18 protein-coding genes and 1 pseudogene are annotated in these 18961 nt (G+C 59.5%); 11 read left to right on the forward strand and 8 right to left on the reverse strand.

What is annotated here, in order from left to right; all coding sequences use genetic code 11:
• Nucleotides 1-48 precede the first annotated feature (48 nt).
• The 3 genes from gap (at nt 49) to ACXADQ_RS16045 (ending at nt 2288) form a co-directional block, all read left to right on the forward strand.
• On the forward strand, nt 49-1050 hold the full coding sequence (gap, locus tag ACXADQ_RS16035; protein ID WP_475323042.1) for a type I glyceraldehyde-3-phosphate dehydrogenase: 1002 nt from the start codon (nt 49-51) through the stop codon (nt 1048-1050).
• Nucleotides 1051-1123: 73 nt separating this feature from the next.
• Nucleotides 1124-1267 carry a hypothetical protein gene (locus ACXADQ_RS16040; RefSeq protein ID WP_475323044.1) on the forward strand — a complete coding sequence of 48 codons (144 nt, stop codon included), beginning with the start codon at nt 1124-1126 and terminating at the stop codon, nt 1265-1267.
• A gap of 76 nt (nt 1268-1343) precedes the next feature.
• Entirely contained in the window at nt 1344-2288 is a 945-nt protein-coding gene (locus ACXADQ_RS16045) for an alpha/beta fold hydrolase (protein ID WP_475323046.1), read from the forward strand.
• Between the two features lie 48 nt (nt 2289-2336).
• On the opposite strand, the gene coaD is transcribed toward ACXADQ_RS16045, so the two are convergent.
• The 3 genes from coaD to ACXADQ_RS16060 all read right to left on the reverse strand — a co-directional run bounded on the left by coaD (nt 2337) and on the right by ACXADQ_RS16060 (nt 4356).
• On the reverse strand, nt 2337-2831 hold the full coding sequence (gene coaD, locus ACXADQ_RS16050) for a pantetheine-phosphate adenylyltransferase (protein WP_475323051.1): 495 nt from the start codon (nt 2829-2831) through the stop codon (nt 2337-2339).
• A gap of 72 nt (nt 2832-2903) precedes the next feature.
• Nucleotides 2904-3338: a CBS domain-containing protein gene (locus tag ACXADQ_RS16055; protein WP_475323057.1), complete on the reverse strand. Its 435-nt coding sequence runs from the start codon at nt 3336-3338 to the stop codon at nt 2904-2906.
• 121 nt (nt 3339-3459) lie between these two features.
• Nucleotides 3460-4356, reverse strand: coding sequence for a LysR family transcriptional regulator (locus ACXADQ_RS16060; protein ID WP_475323061.1), 897 nt, complete (start codon nt 4354-4356; stop codon nt 3460-3462).
• A 108-nt stretch (nt 4357-4464) separates the two neighbouring features.
• On the opposite strand from ACXADQ_RS16060, the gene ACXADQ_RS16065 reads away from it, so the two are divergent.
• The 7 genes from ACXADQ_RS16065 (at nt 4465) to ACXADQ_RS16095 (ending at nt 11345) form a co-directional block, all read left to right on the forward strand.
• Complete coding sequence (locus ACXADQ_RS16065; protein WP_475323065.1) at nt 4465-5964, forward strand: CoA-acylating methylmalonate-semialdehyde dehydrogenase; 1500 nt, start codon at nt 4465-4467, stop codon at nt 5962-5964.
• Nucleotides 5965-6150: 186 nt separating this feature from the next.
• Nucleotides 6151-7284 (forward strand): carboxylate-amine ligase, encoded by a 1134-nt coding sequence (locus ACXADQ_RS16070; protein ID WP_475323069.1) that lies wholly within the window; start codon nt 6151-6153, stop codon nt 7282-7284.
• A gap of 83 nt (nt 7285-7367) precedes the next feature.
• A complete protein-coding gene (locus tag ACXADQ_RS16075; protein WP_475323073.1) occupies nt 7368-8513 on the forward strand; it encodes an acyl-CoA dehydrogenase family protein in 1146 nt (381 codons plus the stop codon).
• Nucleotides 8514-8519: 6 nt separating this feature from the next.
• Nucleotides 8520-9560, forward strand: coding sequence for an enoyl-CoA hydratase/isomerase family protein (locus ACXADQ_RS16080; protein ID WP_475323078.1), 1041 nt, complete (start codon nt 8520-8522; stop codon nt 9558-9560).
• A gap of 3 nt (nt 9561-9563) precedes the next feature.
• Nucleotides 9564-10439: a 3-hydroxyisobutyrate dehydrogenase gene (gene mmsB / locus ACXADQ_RS16085; protein WP_475323082.1), complete on the forward strand. Its 876-nt coding sequence runs from the start codon at nt 9564-9566 to the stop codon at nt 10437-10439.
• Entirely contained in the window at nt 10436-11095 is a 660-nt protein-coding gene (locus ACXADQ_RS16090) for a Crp/Fnr family transcriptional regulator (protein WP_475323085.1), read from the forward strand. The genes mmsB and ACXADQ_RS16090 overlap by 4 nt, the downstream gene beginning before the upstream one ends.
• A 67-nt stretch (nt 11096-11162) precedes the next feature.
• Nucleotides 11163-11345 (forward strand): YgaP family membrane protein, encoded by a 183-nt coding sequence (locus ACXADQ_RS16095; protein WP_475323089.1) that lies wholly within the window; start codon nt 11163-11165, stop codon nt 11343-11345.
• A gap of 33 nt (nt 11346-11378) precedes the next feature.
• Here the strand turns inward: ACXADQ_RS16095 and uvrA are convergent, their stop codons facing one another.
• Nucleotides 11379-14237, reverse strand: coding sequence for an excinuclease ABC subunit UvrA (uvrA, locus tag ACXADQ_RS16100; RefSeq protein ID WP_475323093.1), 2859 nt, complete (start codon nt 14235-14237; stop codon nt 11379-11381).
• A gap of 231 nt (nt 14238-14468) precedes the next feature.
• Here uvrA and ACXADQ_RS16105 point away from each other — a divergent pair, with 231 nt between their 5' ends.
• On the forward strand, nt 14469-14828 hold the full coding sequence (locus ACXADQ_RS16105) for a rhodanese-like domain-containing protein (protein WP_475323095.1): 360 nt from the start codon (nt 14469-14471) through the stop codon (nt 14826-14828).
• On the opposite strand, the gene ACXADQ_RS16110 is transcribed toward ACXADQ_RS16105, so the two are convergent.
• The 4 genes and pseudogenes from ACXADQ_RS16110 to ACXADQ_RS16125 form a co-directional block, all read right to left on the reverse strand.
• Nucleotides 14829-15389, reverse strand: a complete 561-nt coding sequence (locus tag ACXADQ_RS16110; RefSeq protein WP_475323097.1) for a class I SAM-dependent methyltransferase — start codon at nt 15387-15389, stop codon at nt 14829-14831. It abuts the gene before it with no gap.
• Between the two features lie 37 nt (nt 15390-15426).
• Nucleotides 15427-16821 carry a dihydrolipoyl dehydrogenase gene (lpdA, locus tag ACXADQ_RS16115; protein WP_475323101.1) on the reverse strand — a complete coding sequence of 465 codons (1395 nt, stop codon included), beginning with the start codon at nt 16819-16821 and terminating at the stop codon, nt 15427-15429.
• A 162-nt stretch (nt 16822-16983) separates the two neighbouring features.
• Nucleotides 16984-17547, reverse strand: a pseudogene (locus ACXADQ_RS16120) (DUF924 family protein); the annotation flags it as partial.
• A gap of 96 nt (nt 17548-17643) precedes the next feature.
• A complete protein-coding gene (locus tag ACXADQ_RS16125) occupies nt 17644-18909 on the reverse strand; it encodes an MFS transporter (protein WP_475323106.1) in 1266 nt (421 codons plus the stop codon).
• Nucleotides 18910-18961 lie beyond the last annotated feature (52 nt).

Genomic DNA, 18961 nt, shown 5'->3' on the forward strand with positions numbered 1-18961 from the left:
GGCGGCTATACGACGCGCAAAATTCATTTCTCTTCAGGAGTTGAAATCATGACTATCACCGTCGGTGTCAACGGATTTGGCCGCATTGGCCGCTGCACCCTTTCCCACATTGCCGAAAGCGCACGCGAAGACATCAAGGTTGTCAAAATCAACGCCACCGGGCCGCTGGATACCGCTGCCCACCTGATCCGCTATGACTCGGTTCATGGCCGTTTCCCTGGTGACGTCACCATCGGCGAAGGTACCATGGATATGGGTCGCGGCGCCTTTGAAGTGCAGTCCACCTATGACATGGACGAGCTGGACTGGACCGGCGTCGACGTGCTGCTGGAATGTACCGGCAAGTACAATGACGGTGAAAAAGCCAAGAAACACCTGGAACGCGGCGCCAAATCGGTTTTGATCTCGGCCCCCGCCAAGAACGTGCAAAAAACCATCGTGATGGGTGTGAACGACGACCAGCTGGCCGCTGGCGACACCATGATCTCGAACGGGTCGTGCACCACCAACTGTCTGGCCCCCGTCGCCAAAGTGCTGAACAACACCGTCGGCATCGAAAGCGGCATCATGACAACGATCCACAGCTATACCGGTGACCAGCCGACGCTGGACCGCCGCCACAAAGACCTGTACCGCGCCCGTGCCGCCGCGATGTCGATGATCCCGACCTCGACCGGCGCCGCCAAGGCCGTGGGTCTGGTTCTGCCTGAATTGAACGGCATCCTGGACGGCTCGGCCATCCGCGTGCCCACCCCGAATGTTTCGGCCGTTGACCTGACCTTTGTCGCCAAGAAAGACGTGACCGAGGCCGACATCAACGCCGTCATGGCCGAAGCCGCCGCGGGCCCGCTGAAAGGCATCCTGGGCTACACCGAGGAAAAACTGGTCTCGGTTGATTTCAACCACAGCTCGGAAAGCTCGTATTTCGCGGCGGACCAGACCAAAGTCATCGGCAACCGCCTGGTGCGCGTGCTGGCCTGGTACGACAACGAATGGGGCTTCTCGTGCCGGATGGCTGACGTGGCCGTTGCGATGGGCAAGCTGCTGTAAACTCGGTCCCTTGCGGGATCAGGGGCGCTTGGGCATAGTCTGCCCAAGCGCCTTTTTTTGTTTCGGGGACATCATGACCAACCGTATCGCCTTTGTTTTGGGCCTGATCATCGTCGCCCTGATCGTTGCCGACATCAACTTGAACGACGGCACCTATCTGATCTTCCTGATCAAGAAATTCTGGGATCTGATCGAATACATGGCGTTCTGGCGCTGACGCAGGGTCATTTCTCGGCGCTCTTGCGTGCAGCGCGCGGCCTCCTAAGCTGACCACAACAACAGGAGAGCGAGACATGACCATCTTTTTGTGGGTGCTGGCCGTCTTCATTGCGCTGGTGCTGCTTTGGCTGGGTTGGAATGCCCGTGTAACCCGCAAAACCGCGCGCAATGTGGCGCTAGCCGTGCCGCCGCGCGGGACGTTCACCCAGATTTCGACCGGGCAATTGCACTATATCGACAAGGGCCAGGGCCCCGTCATCCTGATGATCCATGGGCTGGGGGCGCAGCTGGGCAATTTCGACACGGGCCTGGCTGATGATCTGGCACAGGATTTCAGAGTTATCGCCATCGACCGGCCTGGCATGGGCTGGTCTGACCGTCCCGAGGACGCCCCGGCCTCGCCTCGGGCGCAGGCCGCGCTGGTGGCCGAGATCATCGACAAGCTGAACCTGGATCAGCCCCTGGTGGTTGGTCATTCGCTTGGGGGCGCGATCGCGATGTGTCTGGCGCTGGATTTCCCCGAAAAGATCCGCGGACTGGCCCTGTTGGCGCCGCTGACCATGCCACCTAAAGCCCCGGCCGAAGTGTTCGCCGGGCTGAACCTGCCCCGCAGCTGGGTCCGCAAACTGGTCTCCGAGACCATCGCGATTCCCACCTCGATCCGCATGGCTGACCAGAACATGGCCGCGATTTTCGGCCCTGACTCGGTGCCCCCCAGCTATGCCGTTCAGGGCGGAGGGATGCTGGGCCTGCGCCCGGTTTCATTCCGCAACACCAGCCGCGATTTTCTGGCCTCGGGTACGGATCTGGGCTTCATGGTCAAAGGATATGCGGACCTGCAAGTGCCCGTTCACATCCTGTTCGGGCGCGAGGACCAGGTGTTGGATTACAAAACCCATGGCGAAGATCTGGTTGCCAAACACCCTGAAATCCAGCTAGAGTTGCTGTCAGGCGGGCATATGCTGCCGATGACCCACATCCCTCAAACTGCTGAATTCATTCGCAAATTTGCATCCTGACGCGAAAAAGGCCCCACAAAGGGGCCTTTGGACGCTATGATACCAGGCTTATTTGCCCAGCTTAGCCAGCAGCTTGTCTTTCACCGCGGGCGGCACGAATTTGGACACATCCCCGCCCAGCCGCGCGATTTCCTTAACCAGTTTCGAGGCAATCGCCTGGTGCCGGGCCTCGGCCATCAAAAAGACAGTCTCGACACTGTTGTCCAGCGCCCGGTTCATCCCGACCATCTGGAATTCATACTCGAAATCCGCAACCGCACGCAGCCCCCGCACGATGACCTGGGCCCCAACATCATGGGCGCAATCGATCAGCAGGTTTTCGAACGGATGCACGACAATCTCGGTACCGGTTTCCTCGGACAGCTTGGCTGTCTCGGCCTCGATCATCGCCACGCGTTCTTCGAGCGAAAACAGCGGCCCCTTATCGCGGTTGATCGCGACCCCGATAACCAAGCGATCCACCAAGGTGGCAGACCGCTGAATAATGTCGACATGGCCAAGGGTGATCGGATCAAAAGTCCCCGGATACAGACCGATACGCATCAGATGCTCCTCCCAACAGAACAGGAAATTCTTGCCGCGCACGCAACATTATTGCGCGGGGGAATGCAAGCGTTAATGACCCATGATCATGCCTTGCAGAGCATCCTTTTCCATCGACAGTTCCTGCAGCCGCGCCTTGACCACGTCCCCGATGGTGACGATGCCGACCAGTACGCCTTCTTCGACGACGGGCATGTGACGGAACCGCCCATCTGTCATGCGGGTCAGAACGTCATCGGCACTGTCATTGCGCGCGCAGCAGACCGGGTTGCGGGTCATCATATCGTCGACCTTTTCCTGCAGACAAATCGCACCTTTCACCGCCAGAGCGCGCACGATATCACGCTCGGAAATGATGCCCGAGGCCACCTGCCCGTCCTTTGATACGATCACGCCCCCGATCCGGCGCTCCGCCAGGATTTGCGACACATCCGAGATCAGCGTCCCGGGTTTCACTGTCACAACACCGTCGTCGCCTTTGGCCTTGAGGATCTGATGGACAAGCATAATGGGTCTCCTCCGCAATATTATTTCGCGAACCCAGCGTCACCTGCCCGCGACAGAGTGTCAAGCACTTGTGACAAATCTCTTTGCATTTGCGGCATCCTGCTTTGCAGCCGTCCCAGGATCAGCACATAGCCTCCAGCCGGGCGACCTCGGCGCGCAGCCCATCGCTCAGTTGTTGTGCAAGCAGATTCAGGCGCTCCAGCCGGCGGTCATCCGAGTGCCGGATCATATAGAAACTGCGACGCAGGCTGAGTTTATCCTCCAGCACCTTGCGGATTCCGGTGGTCGATGGAATGGCGAAGTCATGCACGATTCCGATGCCACCCGCCTGGCGAATCCAGTTGAACTGAACCGACACGGAATTCGAGGCCAGCGATACGCGCTCCACATTACATTCGCTTAAATAGTCCAGCTCTTTGTCGAAAATCATGTCCGCGATATAGCCCACCATCTGATGATCCCGCAGATCCTCGATCGCGCGCAGCGGAGCGTGGCGGGCCAGGTAATCCTCGTGCGCGGCCAGATGCAGTTTGTAATCGGTGATTTTCTGCACGGTCAGACGCCCGGCTGTGGGCGGGCTGACCCCGATGGCCATGTCTGCCTCGCGTTTGGACAGGTTGAACACCCGGGGCAAGGCGACGATCTGCAAGTCCAGACCGGGGTTGTCCTGCGCAATCCGCGCACAGACCTGCGGCAGCAGATAGTTCGCACAGCCATCCGGGGCGCCGATGCGAATCTGACCGGACAGACCGCCGGATTGACCGGCCAGTTCCTCGGTCGCGGCCTGCATGGCCTGTTCCGCCCGCTCGGCATGGGTCAGCAAGCGTTGCCCGGCATCCGTCAGCGCATACCCCTGCGGAGACTTGGCGAACAGCGGCGCGCCCATGTCCTCTTCGAAACGTGCGATGCGCCGCCCCACCGTTGCGGGATCGACTTTCAGCTCGCGCCCTGCGGCGGACAGGCTTTCCAACCGGGCGACGGTCAGAAACATCTTCATATCATCCCAATTTGGGGTCATTGGCGCCCTTTCATTTTGCAATAATGCAAATCTGTTTTGTTATTTTTCCTCTTTTTCAGGGAATTTTGCAATCCTATCCTGTGCCCAACACTTAGGAGGAGCAATCCCATGCAAGAACTCACCCACCTGATCAATGGCGAAAAAGTTGCCGGCACGTCCGGTCGTTTCGCTGAATTGCTGAACCCTGCCACTGGCGAAGTAATTTCCAAGGTGCCGCTGGCCTCGGCCGCTGAACTGGACGCCGCCGTCGAAAAAGCCGCCATCGCGCAGAAAGCCTGGGCCAAGGTGAACCCCCAGCGTCGCGCACGTGTGTTCATGAAATTCGGCGCCCTGATCGAAGAGCACATGGACGAACTGGCCGAGATCCTGTCCAAAGAGCACGGCAAAACCCTGCCCGATGCCAAGGGCGACGTTCAGCGTGGCCTGGAAGTGGTCGAAGTCTGCATGGGCGTTCCGGCCATGACCAAGGGCGAGTTCACCGGCGACGCGGGCCCGGGTATCGACCTCTACTCGATCCGTCAGCCTCTGGGCGTTGTCGCGGGCATCACTCCGTTTAACTTCCCGGCAATGATCCCGCTGTGGAAAATGTCGCCCGCCGTGGCCTGCGGCAATGCGATCATCCTGAAACCCTCGGAACGCACACCGCACACCGCCATGCGCCTGGTCGAGCTGTTCATCGAGGCCGGCCTGCCCGAAGGTGTTGTGCAGGTCGTACATGGCGACAAGGAATGCGTTGACGCCATCCTGGACAACGAAACGATCCAGGCGGTTGGCTTTGTTGGCTCGACCCCGATCGCGCAATACATCTATGGCCGCGCGGCAACCAATGGCAAACGCGCCCAGTGCTTCGGCGGCGCCAAGAACCACATGATCATCATGCCCGACGCGGACATGGACAAGGCCGCCGACGCGCTGATCGGCGCAGGCTTTGGTGCGGCTGGCGAACGCTGCATGGCGATCTCGGTTGCGGTTCCTGTTGGGGCTGAAACCGCTGACAAGCTGGTCGAAAAGCTGGTTCCCAAGATCGAGAACCTGAAAGTGGCACCCTACACTGGTGGCGATGATGTGGACTATGGCCCGGTGATCACCGCTCAGGCCAAGGCACGGATCGAAGGCCTGATCAACTCGGGTGTTGCGCAAGGCGCCAAACTGGTGACCGACGGGCGCGGCCTGTCGATCCAGGGATACGAGGATGGTTTCTTTGTCGGGCCGACCCTGTTTGACGAAGTGACCCCCGACATGGACATCTACAAGGAAGAGATCTTTGGACCGGTTCTGTCGATGGTGCGCACAGACCAGTACGAGGACGCCCTGCAGCTGATCCTGGACAACCCCTATGGCAACGGCACCGCGATCTACACCGCGGACGGAGACACCGCGCGTGACTTTGTGGCCCGTGTCGATGTGGGCATGGTTGGTGTGAACTTCCCCATCCCTGTGCCGCTGTCCTACTACTCGTTCGGCGGCTGGAAAAAGTCGGGCTTTGGCGATCTGGACCAGTACGGCCCCGATGCGTTCAAATTCTACACCAAGACCAAGAAGGTCTCGTCGCGCTGGTATTCGGGCATCAAGGATGGTGCTGCCCTGAACTTCAAAGCGATGGATTGATCCTACGGATCCGATTGAGCGCGCTGTCGCGCGCGCTTGATCAGCCCTTCGGGCGGTTTGGCGCTCCTCCCTGGCCGAACCGCCCGAAAATCAGGGGCTTACGTCTCTGTATGTTGTTCCGGAAACGGTTGCCGCCACCGGGACAATCTGGTCTGTTCGGTCGGGACCACGTTGCGGGAGGATCTTATGCCAATACCAAAGCCAGACTTCACCATTGGGGTTGAGGAAGAGTATCTTCTGGTTGATCTGGACACGCTGGACCTGGCCCCGGCACCACCGGAATTGATGGAACGGTGTGGCAGCGCGCTGGAGGGGCAATTCAGCCCGGAATTCCTGAATTGCCAGGTCGAAATCGGCACCAAAGTTTGTGCGGGTGTTTCCCAGGCCCGCAGCGAATTGCAACATTTGCGCCGCACGGTGGCGCAGATTGCCGGGGATTACAACCTGGCGCCCATCGCGGCCTCGTGTCATCCGTTCTCCAACTGGCGCGATCAGCATCACACGGACAAGGACCGCTATAACGACCTGCGCGATGATCTGGCGGGCGTAGTGCGGCGGATGCTGATCTGCGGGATGCATGTGCATGTGGGCATCCCCTACCCTGATCAGCGCATCGATCTGATGAACCAGCTGAGCTATTTCCTGCCGCATCTGCTGGCATTGTCGGCGTCCTCGCCGTTTTGGCAGGGCGAGGATACGGGGCTGAGCTGCTATCGTCTGACGGTGTTTGACAACCTGCCCCGCACCGGGCTGCCGCCCAAGTTCGACAGTTGGAGCAGCTATGAACGCTCGGTCCAGGCGCTGGTGGATCTGGAGCTGATCGAGGACAGTTCCAAAATTTGGTGGGATCTGCGCCCTTCGGCCCGGTTCCCGACGATCGAGGCACGGATTTGCGATGTATCCCCCCGGCTAGAGACCACACTGACGCTGGCCGCGTTGATCCAATGCCTGACGCGGATGCTGTGGCGGCTGAGCCAGAAAAACCAGCGTTGGCGGCTGTATGATAACTTCTTGATTGCGGAAAACCGGTGGCGGGCGCAGCGATACGGGCTGGCGGGCGGAATGATCGACTTTGGCGACCGTTCAATTGTTCCGTTTGATCAACTGGTCGAGGAAATGATTGCGCTGACCGCCCAGGATGCCGAGGCGTTGGGCTGCACCGCCGAGATCGAAAACCTGCGCACCCTTCTGAAGCGCGGCAACTCGGCCGACCGGCAACGCGCCGTATACCAGGACGCCCTGCATGCCGAGGACACGCAACCTGACGCGCTAAAGGCGGTCGTGCGACACCTGATCCAGGAATATCACCACGATTTGTAACCCAATCCTGCCCCTGCAAAATTTCTGCAAGGGTTCAGAAATAAACACGCGTTCAAATACCCAGTCGATCCGGGAGGAGACCCATGGATTTCGCCTTATCAGAGGAACAAACCGCCATCTACGACATGGCGCTGGCCTTTGGCCTGGAAAATATCGCCCCCAATGCGGCCGAATGGGAAAAACAAGGCACGATCCCCAAAGAGCTGTGGCCCGAACTGGGCGCGCTGGGGCTGGGTGGGATCTATGTCTCTGAAGAGTCAGGCGGATCTGGCCTGACGCGGCTGGATGCGACCCTGATTTTCGAGGCGCTCAGCCAGTCCTGCCCCTCGGTCGCGTCCTTTCTGTCGATCCACAACATGTGCGCCAAGATGCTGGATGCGTTCGGCAGCGATGACGTAAAGGCGCGCTATCTGACCCCGGCGATCAGCATGGACACGGTGCTGTCCTATTGCCTGACGGAACCGGGCTCGGGCTCGGATGCGGCTGCGCTGAAAACCCGCGCCGATCGCAGCAATGACGGCTATACGCTGAATGGCACCAAGGCGTTTATCTCGGGTGGCGGCTATTCCGATGCTTACGTGGTGATGTGCCGGACCGGCGAGGATGGCCCAAAGGGGATTTCCACCGTGGTGGTCGAGGATGGCACGCCGGGGCTGTCCTTTGGCGGGCTCGAGGACAAGATGGGCTGGAAATCACAGCCCACCCGGCAGGTACAGTTTGACGATTGTAAAATCCCGGCTGCGAACCTGGTCGGCACCGAAGGCGACGGGTTCAAATACGCGATGATGGGGCTGGATGGCGGGCGGTTGAATATCTCGGCCTGTAGCCTTGGCGCTGCGCAGGCCGCCCTGACGCAAACCCTGCAATACATGGGGGAACGCAAGGCCTTTGGCAAAACCATCGACCAGTTCCAGGCGCTGCAATTCCGCCTGGCTGACCTGGAGATCGAGCTGCAAGCCGCCCGCACCTTCCTGCGTCAGGCCGCGTGGAAGCTGGACAACGGTGCGCCTGATGCCACCAAGTTCTGCGCCATGGCCAAGCGGTTCGTCACCGAAACCGGATCGAAAGTGGCGAATGAATGCCTGCAACTGCATGGCGGCTATGGCTATTTGGCCGATTACGGGATCGAGAAAATCGTGCGCGATCTACGTGTCCACGAAATCCTGGAAGGGACCAATGAAATCATGCGCTTGATCGTGGCGCGCCAATTGCTGAGTGACAGAGGGTAACCAAGCATGAGCCAAACCAATATCCGCATCGAGGGCCAGGCTGGCCGCATCACGCTGACCCGCCCCGAGGCGCTGAACGCGCTCAGCTATGAAATGTGTATGGACATCGAACAAGCCCTGGAGACGTGGCGCGATGACGACCGCGTTGCCCTTGTCCTGATCGATGCCGAGGGCGACAAGGCGTTTTGCGCTGGCGGCGATATCGCGGAAATGTACGCCACGGGAATGGCCGGCAATTTCGCCTATGGTCGCAAATTCTGGCGCGACGAGTATCGCATGAACGCCAAGCTGGCCGAGTATCCCAAACCCATCATCAGCCTGATGCAGGGCTTTACCATGGGCGGAGGCGTGGGGCTGGGCGGACATGTTGGCCATCGCGTCGTCTGCGAAAACTCGCAGGTCTCGATGCCGGAATGCGGGATCGGCTTTGTGCCCGATGTTGGCGGCAGTTACCTGCTGGCGCGAGCCCCGGGACGGCTTGGAGAATATCTGGGCCTGACCACCGCGCGCATGGGGCCCGGCGATGCGATTCACGCCGGTTTCGCGGATCACTTTATCCCTCAGGCAGATTGGCCAGCCCTGATTAAAACCCTTGAAGATACAGGCGACATTTCAGCGCTTGCCGCAGCCGCTCAGACGCCCCCCAGCAGCGCATTGGCAGCGCAACAGGCTGAAATAGATACGCTTTTTGATGGTGAGGCGCTACAAGACGTTCTGAATACCCTACGCGCCAGTGACAGTGACCTGGCTGCAAAATCCCTGAAAACCCTGATGCGCAGCGCGCCTTTGTCGATGGCTGTGACGCTGGAAATGATCCACCGTTTGCGCGGGCCCAGCCTGACGATCCGACGGGCGCTAGAGATGGAATATCGCGTCTCGCATCGGATTATGGAGAAGGGCGATTTTCTGGAGGGCATCCGCGCCCAGATCATCGACAAAGACCGCAACCCCACCTGGAAACACGCCCATGACAGCGTTCCTGCGATCGCCGTATCGCAGATGCTGATGCCTTTGGGCGCGAACAGTCTCGGCTTTGAGGAGGACTAAGCCATGCAGATCGCATTTATCGGACTTGGGAATATGGGCGCGCCCATGGCCGCCAACCTGGCCGCTGCAGGCCACAACGTGACCGGCTTTGACACTGCGGGCACCACAGCCCAAGGCGTGAGCAATGCCGCCACCGTGCAGGACGCTGTGCAGGGCGCCGAGGTCGTGATCACCATGCTGCCCAATGGCGCCATCCTGCGCGCCGTGGCGGATCAGGTGATCCCGGCCATGTCCACGGGCGCGACCTTGGTGGATTGTTCGACCGTGGATGTCGACAGTGCGCGCGCCGTGGCGGATCAGGCCATCGCTGCAGGCCTGCTGGCGGTGGACGCGCCGGTTTCGGGCGGGGTTGGCGGCGCTGCAGGCGGCACACTGACCTTTATGGCCGGGGGCAGCGCCCAAGCCTTTGCCGTGGCCGAGCCGCTGTTCGAGATCATGGGGCAAAAGGCTGTCCATTGTGGCGAAAGCGGTGCGGGACAGGCTGCGAAGATTTGCAACAACATGATCCTGGGCGTCACGATGATTGCCACCTGCGAGGCCTTTGCCCTGGCTGACAAGCTGGGCCTGGATCGGCAAAAGATGTTCGATGTGGTCAGCACCTCGTCGGGCTATAGCTGGACGATGAACGCCTACACCCCTGCCCCCGGCGTCGGGGCCACCAGCCCTGCGGACAATGACTATCAGCCCGGATTTGCGTCCGAGTTGATGCTCAAGGATCTGCGCCTGTCCCAGCAAGCGGCCGAATTTGCGGATGCTGACACGCCCATGGGACAGCTGGCGGCGGCGCTTTACGAGCAATTCGTCGAAAATGAGGATGGAAAAGGCATGGATTTCAGCGCCATGCTGCCCCGGTTCGAAAAGCGAGGACGCGGTGCATGACTGACTGGGTGACGGGCACGCCTCAGCTGGAAAAGCTGGCGCCGCAATCACGGCTGCGGCTTGGCTCGCTTGTGCCGGTCACCCTGCCCGCGCACACTCCGCTGTTTAATGCAGGGGACGCGGTTCAGGGCTATGCCATGGTCCTGTCTGGCCGCGTAGATGTGTCGATGACAGGCACCTCGGGGCGCGAAATGCTGCTCTACTCGGTCGAGCCCGGCCAGTCTTGCATCCAGACAACCATGGGCCTTTTGGGCGGGGATGACTACACCGCCGAGGCGGAAACAACCGTCGACACCCGTTTGGTACTGCTGCCGAAACCAATGTTTTTGGGGATGATGGACAGCGATCCTGCCTTTCGCGCGCTGGTGTTTCAGGCCTTTGCAAAACGCTTTCAGAACATGATGCAACTTCTTGAAAAAGTTGCCTTTACGCGCGTCGAATGCCGTCTGGCCGAACGACTTCTGTCCCTGTCCGAAACCGAAAACCCGCTACATCTTACCCAATCAGAACTGGCCACGCAGATCGGCTCTGCCCGCGAGGTTGTATCCCGTCGGCTCGAAAATTGGTCGCGCCGTGGGTGGGTCCGCACCGGGCGTGGCACGATCGAAGTCCTGGACCCGGACGCCCTGCACGCCGTTGCTGCAGACGCTGTGTGACCCTGTCACAGACAAACGCGCGCAGAATTGCTAACCTGTCTTCAATCGAACACGAAAGGAGACTGACATGAAAAACGTTGGTGGTATCGACAAAATCCTGCGCATCGTCATTGGGGCCGCGCTGATCGTTGGCGCTCTGATGGGCTATGGTATCTGGATGTGGATTGGCGTCGTGCCGCTGCTGACGGGCCTGTTTGGCATGTGCCCGCTGTACCGTCTTGTTGGTGTTAACACCTGCCCGAACAAGTGACTCAGAAAGCCCCGGTTCATGCCGGGGCCAGTTTTATTCCGCTGCGGCAGCGGTCATCCCCAGCATCGGCGCCAGATAGCGTCCGGTATGGCTGCGCGGCTCTTTGGCCACGTCCTCGGGGGTGCCCTCGGCGACGATCTGACCACCGCCATCCCCGCCTTCGGGACCGATATCGATGATCCAGTCGGCGGTTTTGACCACATCCAGGTTGTGTTCGATCACAACCACCGTGTTGCCCTGATCAACCAGTTCATGCAGCACCTCAAGCAGCTTGCGCACGTCCTCGAAATGCAGGCCCGTTGTGGGCTCGTCCAGGATATACAAAGTCCGCCCGGTCGAGCGTTTCGCCAGCTCTTTTGACAGCTTAACCCGCTGCGCTTCGCCCCCGGACAGGGTCGTCGCCTGCTGGCCTACCTTGATATAGCCCAGCCCCACACGCATCAGCGCATCCATCTTGTCCCGGATCGAGGGAACAGCCTGGAAAAACTCTTGCGCGTCCTCAACCGTCATATTAAGAACGTCCGCTATGCTCTTGCCTTTAAACTTAATTTCCAACGTTTCGCGGTTGTATCGCGCGCCGTTACAGGTTTCGCAGGTCACGTAGACATCCGGCAGGAAATGCATCTCGATTTTGATGACGCCGTCGCCCTGACAGGCCTCGCAGCGCCCGCCCTTGACGTTAAAACTAAACCGGCCGGGCTTGTACCCACGCGCCTTGGCCTCGGGCAGACCGGCGAACCAATCACGGATCGGCGTAAACGCCCCGGTATAGGTGGCCGGGTTGCTGCGCGGCGTGCGCCCGATGGGCCGCTGGTCGATGTCGATGACCTTGTCCAGATGCTCCAGCCCCTTGATGGTTTCGCAGGGCGCAGGCGTCTGGCGCGCCCCATTCAGCCGCATCGAGGCGGTCTTGAACAGCGTCTCAATCGTCAGCGTGGATTTCCCCCCGCCCGATACGCCAGTGACGCAAACGAATTTGCCCAGCGGGAAATCCGCAGTCACATTTTGCAGGTTGTTCCCGGCCGCCTTGACGACGCTGACCTTCTTTTTGTTGCCCTTGCGGCGCTCGGCAGGCACCGCGATCTCGCGCGCGCCGCTTAGGTATTGCCCGGTCAGGCTGGCAGGATCATCCGAGATCTGCCCGGGCGTCCCATCCGACACCACCTGTCCGCCATGCACGCCTGCACCCGGCCCAATATCAAACACATAGTCCGCCTGGCGGATCATATCCTCGTCATGTTCGACCACAATCACCGTGTTACCCTGGTCGCGCAGGTTCTTCAGCGTGCCGATCAGGCGGTCATTGTCCCGCTGGTGCAACCCGATCGAGGGCTCGTCCAACACATACAAAACGCCCGTAAGCCCCGAGCCGATCTGACTGGCCAGACGGATACGCTGGCTTTCGCCACCACTTAATGTACCACTTGAACGACTTAGTGTAAGATATTCTAATCCCACATTATTCAAGAAACCCAAGCGTTCGCGAATTTCCTTGAGAATGGCGCGCGCGATCTCGTTTTTCTGATCCGTCAGATGCTCGGGAACCGTCTGGCACCAGGCGTAGGCTTCCTTGATCGACATCTGGACGACCTGCCCGACATGCAGGCCCGCGATCTTCACCGCCAGGGCCTCTTCGCGCAGGCGATAACCGCCGCAATCGCCACAGGATCGGTTGTTCTGATAACGCTCAAATTCCTCGCGCACCCAGTTTGAATCCGTCTCGCGATAGCGCCGCTCCATGTTGGGAATGACGCCTTCGAAGACGCGAGTCACCTGATAGACACGCCCGCCCTCGTCATAGCGGAACTCGATTTCCTCATCGCCCGAGCCATAGAGGAACACCTTCTGCACTTTCTTGGGCAGGTCCTTCCAGCGTTCATTCTGATCAAAGCCATAGTGGCGAGCCAGCGCCTCGATCGTCTGGAGGAAATAGGGGGATTTGCCCTTGCGCCAGGGGGCAAGCGCACCGTCATAGACCTTGATATTCTGGTCAGGCACCACCAGCCGTTCATCGAAAAACAGCTCGACCCCCAGCCCGTCGCAGGACGGGCAAGCCCCGAAGGGCGCGTTGAACGAAAACAGCCGCGGCTCAATCTCGGGGATGGTGAAGCCACTGACAGGACAGGCAAAATTTTCGCTGAAGGTGATGCGTTCCGGGTCGCCTTCGCGCGGAGCGGTTTCCAGAACGGCGATCCCGTCGGCCAGATCCAAGGCCGTGCGCAGACTGTCGGCCAGCCGCGTTTCCAGCCCCTCGCGCACCACGATCCGGTCCACGACCACGTCAATGTCATGGCGGAATTTCTTGTCCAGCGTCGGAGGCGTGTCCAGATCGTGGAATTCACCATCCACTTTGACCCGTTGGAAGCCTTGTTTACGAAGCTCTAAGAATTCCTTGCGATATTCGCCCTTGCGGTCGCGCACGATGGGGGCCAGCAGATAGGCGCGCGTGCCCTCCTCCATCGTCATGACGCGGTCGACCATGTCCTGTACCTGCTGCGCCTCGATGGGCAGTCCGGTTGCGGGCGAATAGGGCGTACCGACGCGGGCAAAGAGCAGGCGGAGGTAATCGTAAATCTCGGTCACAGTGCCGACGGTCGAGCGCGGGTTCTTACTGGTCGTCTTTTGCTCGATGGAGATGGCTGGGGACAGACCGCTGATGTGGTCGACGTCTGGTTTCTCCATCATGTCCAGAAACTGGCGCGCATAGGCGGACAGCGATTCCACATAGCGGCGTTGACCCTCGGCATAGATGGTATCAAATGCCAGAGAGGATTTGCCCGAGCCCGACAACCCCGTAATCACCACCAACTCATCGCGCGGGATATCCACGTCGATGCTTTTCAGATTGTGCTCGCGCGCGCCGCGCACCTCGATATTTTTCAGCTCAGCCATGGGTCCCTCGCCATCCGTGGTTAACAGATAGTAGAGCCGCGCCGAGTCTCCAAGAAAAAAAGCAGAACATTGCAGGAACACTGGCGCTGAATTGAGCGATCGACGCAGCCAAAGCACGTGCGGGCGACATTTATATTCTGTTATTGGAATTTATTTGCTATACACATCTTGAAGCCTCAAGCCTCAGGCCACAGATCGGCCTGGAACGGAAACACCAAAAGGACCCGCCCGATGTTTGGATTCATGCGCCAATCCGCCCCCGCCCTCCCTGTCGCTGATGCGATTCAACGGGTCGCCGACAAAGAGATGATCCTGATCGACATCCGCGATCACGCTGAACTGGCGAGCTCGGGTAAGGCCAAAGGGGCGCTGCATATTCCGATGATGCGGCTGGCCGACATGGCGGACCCGCGTCACCCCGATTTCCACCCCGACCTTCAGCAGGACAAGCCCATCGCGCTGTATTGTGCCTCGGGCGCGCGTTCGAATATGGCCGCTGGGATGCTGCGTCAGCTGGGCTATGCCGAGGTGCACAATCTGGGCGGGTTGACCCATTGGATGGCAGCGGGTGGCCCGGTCGAGCGCGCCTGATCAGGTTTTCTGCGCCAAGGCCCAGGCACAAATCGGAAAGCTGGGATCGTTCGTCAGATCATCGGTTTCGCGATTATAGGCCGGCGGCCAGTCCGGCTCGAGATTGCGCGCAGCTGCGGCGCGATTGCCCCACTGACGCGCCTTGATCGCATCGGGTTCGAACCCAGCCTCCATTAGCAGGTTTTTCAGCCCGCGCGCTGTCCAGCGGGAATTGTCCACCGGATCGCCGTGATAGGGGATAAAAAACGGAACCGCGACCCAGAAATATCCGCCAGGACGCAGCATTTCCAATACGTTACGCGTCGCCGTATAGGGCCGGTCCAGGTGTTCCCAAACCTGATTGGCCAGCACCAGATCAAAGCTTAGCGCCTGCCCCTCTGCCCCGGAATAGGGACCGGCACAGATATCATATTCAGGATATCTGTACCGGCTATAGCTTTTGAACGTGAACCGGCGACCGAACTTTCCGGAAACCTCTGCAACGTCCATGTTCTCCAAGTCCAGCGCCTGCAGCCAGCGACGGCTGGTCTTGTTCATCACCACACGGTTAATGCTCGGCATGGTTGCCCTCCGGCCTCATTCGGCCAGAGGAAAACGCTTACATGTGGATGACCTGGCCGAACGCATCCAGAACGCTTTCGTGCATCATTTCAGAAAGCGTGGGATGAGGGAAGACCGTGTGCATCAGGTCTTCTTCGGTGGTTTCCAGCTGGCGACCGATCACATAGCCCTGGATCATCTCGGTCACCTCGGCGCCGACCATATGGGCGCCCAGAAGCTCGCCAGTTTTGGCGTCGAACACGGTTTTCACCATGCCCTCGGGCTCACCCAGTGCGATCGCTTTGCCGTTGCCGATGAAGGGGAAACGACCCACCTTGATGTCATAGCCCAGCTCTTTGGCCTTGGCTTCGGTATATCCGACCGAGGCAACCTGCGGGTGACAATAGGTGCAGCCCGCGATGGTTTCGGGCTTGACCGGATGGGCATGCTTGCCCGCGATCAGCTCGGCCACCATGACGCCTTCGTGGCTGGCCTTGTGCGCCAACCAGGGTGCGCCGGCGATATCGCCAATGGCATACAGCCCGTCCACACCGGTGCGACAGAATTCGTCGGTCACAACATGGGTGCGATCGATTTTCACGCCTAGGCCTTCGAGACCCAGGTTTTCCACATTGCCCACGATACCCACGGCGCTGATGACCGTGTCGAACTCGATCTTTTCGACCTTGCCCTTGGTTTCGATATGCGCGGTGACCTTACCCTTGCCGCGATCCAGCTGTTTCACCATGGCTTTTTCCATGATGGTCATGCCTTGCTTAACAAACTGTTTCTTCGCGAATGCGCTGATTTCAGCGTCTTCTACGGGCAGAACGCGGTCCATCACCTCGACCACGGTCGTGTCGGCGCCCAGCGTGTTATAGAAGCTGGCGAATTCGATGCCGATTGCGCCCGAGCCGATCACCAGCAGCTTTTTCGGCATCCGCGGCGGGTTCAGCGCGTGTTTGTAGGTCCAGACCAGATCGCCATCGGCCTCGAGACCCGGCAGTTCGCGGGCCCGCGCGCCGGTCGCCAGAACGATGGCTTTCGCGGTCAGATCTTCGGTGCCTTTGTCGGTCTTAACGCTCACCTTGCCCTTGGCGGGCAGCGTGGCCTCGCCCATGACAACGGTGATCTTGTTTTTCTTCATCAGGTGGCCAATGCCGCCAGACAGCTGCGCCGCAACCCCGCGCGAGCGTTTCACGACCGCGTCCAGATCATAACCGATCTTGTCCGCTTTCAGGCCGAAATCCTTGGCGCGCTCCATCAGGTGGAACACCTCGGACGAGCGCAACAGCGCCTTGGTCGGGATACAGCCCCAATTCAGGCAGATGCCGCCCAGATGCTCGCGTTCAACCACGGCCACTTTCAGGCCCAGCTGAGCACCACGAATGGCAGCTACGTACCCACCGGGGCCAGCCCCGATTACGATCATATCAAACGTCTTGGCAGACATGTGTCTCCTCCGATTTAGAATTTAGTTTATCATTAAACTATTTTTCACAACCACTCAACCAAAACAAAACCCCCGCTGCGCTTTGACGCGCCTGCGGGGGTTACATGTTTGTTTTTCAACAATTAAAAGTCGTTTACTTCTTAAACGATTTAGACAGCCTGCCAGCTCTCGAACCGTGTGGCCATAGCCGCCCTGGTCAATATAGCTCTGTTCATTGGCCGTGGTCGCCCGATCCAACGCTGCGTTGCGATAGGGAAAGCGCCCAAATTCGCGGATCACATGACGATGCGCCTTGGCGTGCAACAGGTTGCTTTCGCCTGCGCCGGGCATCCGCTCGGCCATCAGCCGCACACAGCGTTCCTGATCACACAGATCTTCGGAATGCATCAATGGCAGGTAAAAGAACTGACGGGCGGGTTCGTCAATTTTCAGATCCCAGCCATGATCAATCGCCGATTTCGCTGCGGCCAGGGCCACTTCGTCCATTACGAACGCATCACCAGAGCCACGGAACATGTTGCGCGAAAACTGGTCCAATAAAATGACATAGGCCAGTGATCCGCTGGGATAGGTCAGCCACAGGCTATAGGCGCCGGCTTTGGCGTTCTCCCATGCCCCGAGAAACTTTTCCCGGATGGTCTCGTCTAATTTCGGATCAACCGCGTACCACCCTTCGGGGCCGACATTGTCCAGCCAGAACTCCAGTACTTCATCTGCGCTTACCATCAGAGCCTCCCTTTCAAGGCCAATACAGTTCGTTAAGAAAACGTTACAAACCATACGCCCTCGTTAACAATCACTATTTACGTCAGGAACGTCATATTATGTGTTGGTAGCGCTAGCGTCACTTTCTTCTGCTGTTTCAAGGGCATATTCGCGCGCCATCTCCACCGCAACGTGCGAGGCCGAGGGCATAACCGGCATGTAAGAGCCTGTCTCATCATGGTCAGGCGTTGCGCGTTGCGTCATGCGATAGCCCGCGTAGACGGCCAGGGCCAGCAACAAGACCGCGATCAGCAGAAAATATCCCGAGGGCCCGAACGTGGCCATCAACCAGCCGGTGATCAACGGCCCAGCGATCGCTCCCACCCCGTTGATGAACACCAGCCCACCCGAGGCCGCCGCCATGTCCTCGGGTTCGAGGAAGTCATTGGTATAGGCGATCAGCAAAGAATAAAGCGGGTTGGAGGTGCCTCCGATCAGAAACGCCGACACCAGAAGCAAAGGGAAATAGCCTCCGGTGATCATGCCCACGATCGCGCCCAGCCCGCCCCCGGCAGCCGTCAGCAAGATCAGCACCCGGCGATCCATCTGGTCCGACAACCAGCCCAGCGGGTATTGCAGCAGCGTCGCCCCTACGTAAAACGCCGCCACGAAGATCGAGATTTCAGGCAGGCTCAGCCCGGCCTCGCCGCCATACACCGCAGCCATCCCGAATTGCGAGGCGAACACGCCCCCCAACAGGAACATCCCCACACTGCCCAGAGGCGAAGTTTTCAGGATCTCGCGCAGGCTCATGGGTTTGTCGGTTTCAAACGCCGGCGTGGGCGAAATCGACAGCAAAATCGGCGCGAATGAAATCGACACCAGCACCGAGGGGATCACGAACAGCACATAGCCGGACGGATCCGCCGTCAGCAGCAGCGCCTGCGCCAACACGATGCCGACCATTTGAACGATCATATACATGGACAGCGCCTTGCCCCGGTTTTCGTTGGTCGCCGCGTTGTTCAGCCAGCTTTCGCTGGTGACATACACGCCGGAATAACAAAACCCGATCACCACGCGGCCCAAGGTCCAGACCCAGGGGTTTGCCACGGTCGGATACAGGATCAGCACGGCCGAGATAAACGAGGCCAGTGCCGCGAATACCCGCACGTGTCCCACGCGTCGGATCATCTCGGGCGCCATGCGGGACCCGCCCAGAAAGCCTACGAAATAGGCTGACATCACGATGGACATCTCGTAGGTGGAAAAGCCCTCCAGCTCTCCGCGCACACCCAAAAGCGTGCCCTGCAAGCCGTTCCCGACCATCAGCAGCATGATCCCCAGCAACAGGGCCCAGGCATTGGATAAAGTGCTCAGCATGGCGCGATCCTCGGTGAAAAACCAGAAGCCCCCTGTGTCAGGAGACACGGTG

Source organism: Thalassovita sp. ABM4_323, from assembly GCF_056158665.1.

Coding starts and splice junctions, on each gene's coding strand:
- gap (WP_475323042.1), top strand. CDS start 49: ATGACTATCACCGTCGGTGTCAACGGATTTGGCCGCATTGGCCGCTGC.
- lpdA (WP_475323101.1), bottom strand. CDS start 16,821: ATGTCTGCCAAGACGTTTGATATGATCGTAATCGGGGCTGGCCCCGGT.
- ACXADQ_RS16065 (WP_475323065.1), top strand. CDS start 4,465: ATGCAAGAACTCACCCACCTGATCAATGGCGAAAAAGTTGCCGGCACG.
- ACXADQ_RS16080 (WP_475323078.1), top strand. CDS start 8,520: ATGAGCCAAACCAATATCCGCATCGAGGGCCAGGCTGGCCGCATCACG.
- ACXADQ_RS16105 (WP_475323095.1), top strand. CDS start 14,469: ATGTTTGGATTCATGCGCCAATCCGCCCCCGCCCTCCCTGTCGCTGAT.
- ACXADQ_RS16045 (WP_475323046.1), top strand. CDS start 1,344: ATGACCATCTTTTTGTGGGTGCTGGCCGTCTTCATTGCGCTGGTGCTG.
- ACXADQ_RS16075 (WP_475323073.1), top strand. CDS start 7,368: ATGGATTTCGCCTTATCAGAGGAACAAACCGCCATCTACGACATGGCG.
- ACXADQ_RS16060 (WP_475323061.1), bottom strand. CDS start 4,356: ATGACCCCAAATTGGGATGATATGAAGATGTTTCTGACCGTCGCCCGG.
- mmsB (WP_475323082.1), top strand. CDS start 9,564: ATGCAGATCGCATTTATCGGACTTGGGAATATGGGCGCGCCCATGGCC.
- coaD (WP_475323051.1), bottom strand. CDS start 2,831: ATGCGTATCGGTCTGTATCCGGGGACTTTTGATCCGATCACCCTTGGC.
- ACXADQ_RS16125 (WP_475323106.1), bottom strand. CDS start 18,909: ATGCTGAGCACTTTATCCAATGCCTGGGCCCTGTTGCTGGGGATCATG.
- ACXADQ_RS16055 (WP_475323057.1), bottom strand. CDS start 3,338: ATGCTTGTCCATCAGATCCTCAAGGCCAAAGGCGACGACGGTGTTGTG.
- ACXADQ_RS16095 (WP_475323089.1), top strand. CDS start 11,163: ATGAAAAACGTTGGTGGTATCGACAAAATCCTGCGCATCGTCATTGGG.
- ACXADQ_RS16070 (WP_475323069.1), top strand. CDS start 6,151: ATGCCAATACCAAAGCCAGACTTCACCATTGGGGTTGAGGAAGAGTAT.
- ACXADQ_RS16040 (WP_475323044.1), top strand. CDS start 1,124: ATGACCAACCGTATCGCCTTTGTTTTGGGCCTGATCATCGTCGCCCTG.
- ACXADQ_RS16110 (WP_475323097.1), bottom strand. CDS start 15,389: ATGCCGAGCATTAACCGTGTGGTGATGAACAAGACCAGCCGTCGCTGG.
- uvrA (WP_475323093.1), bottom strand. CDS start 14,237: ATGGCTGAGCTGAAAAATATCGAGGTGCGCGGCGCGCGCGAGCACAAT.
- ACXADQ_RS16090 (WP_475323085.1), top strand. CDS start 10,436: ATGACTGACTGGGTGACGGGCACGCCTCAGCTGGAAAAGCTGGCGCCG.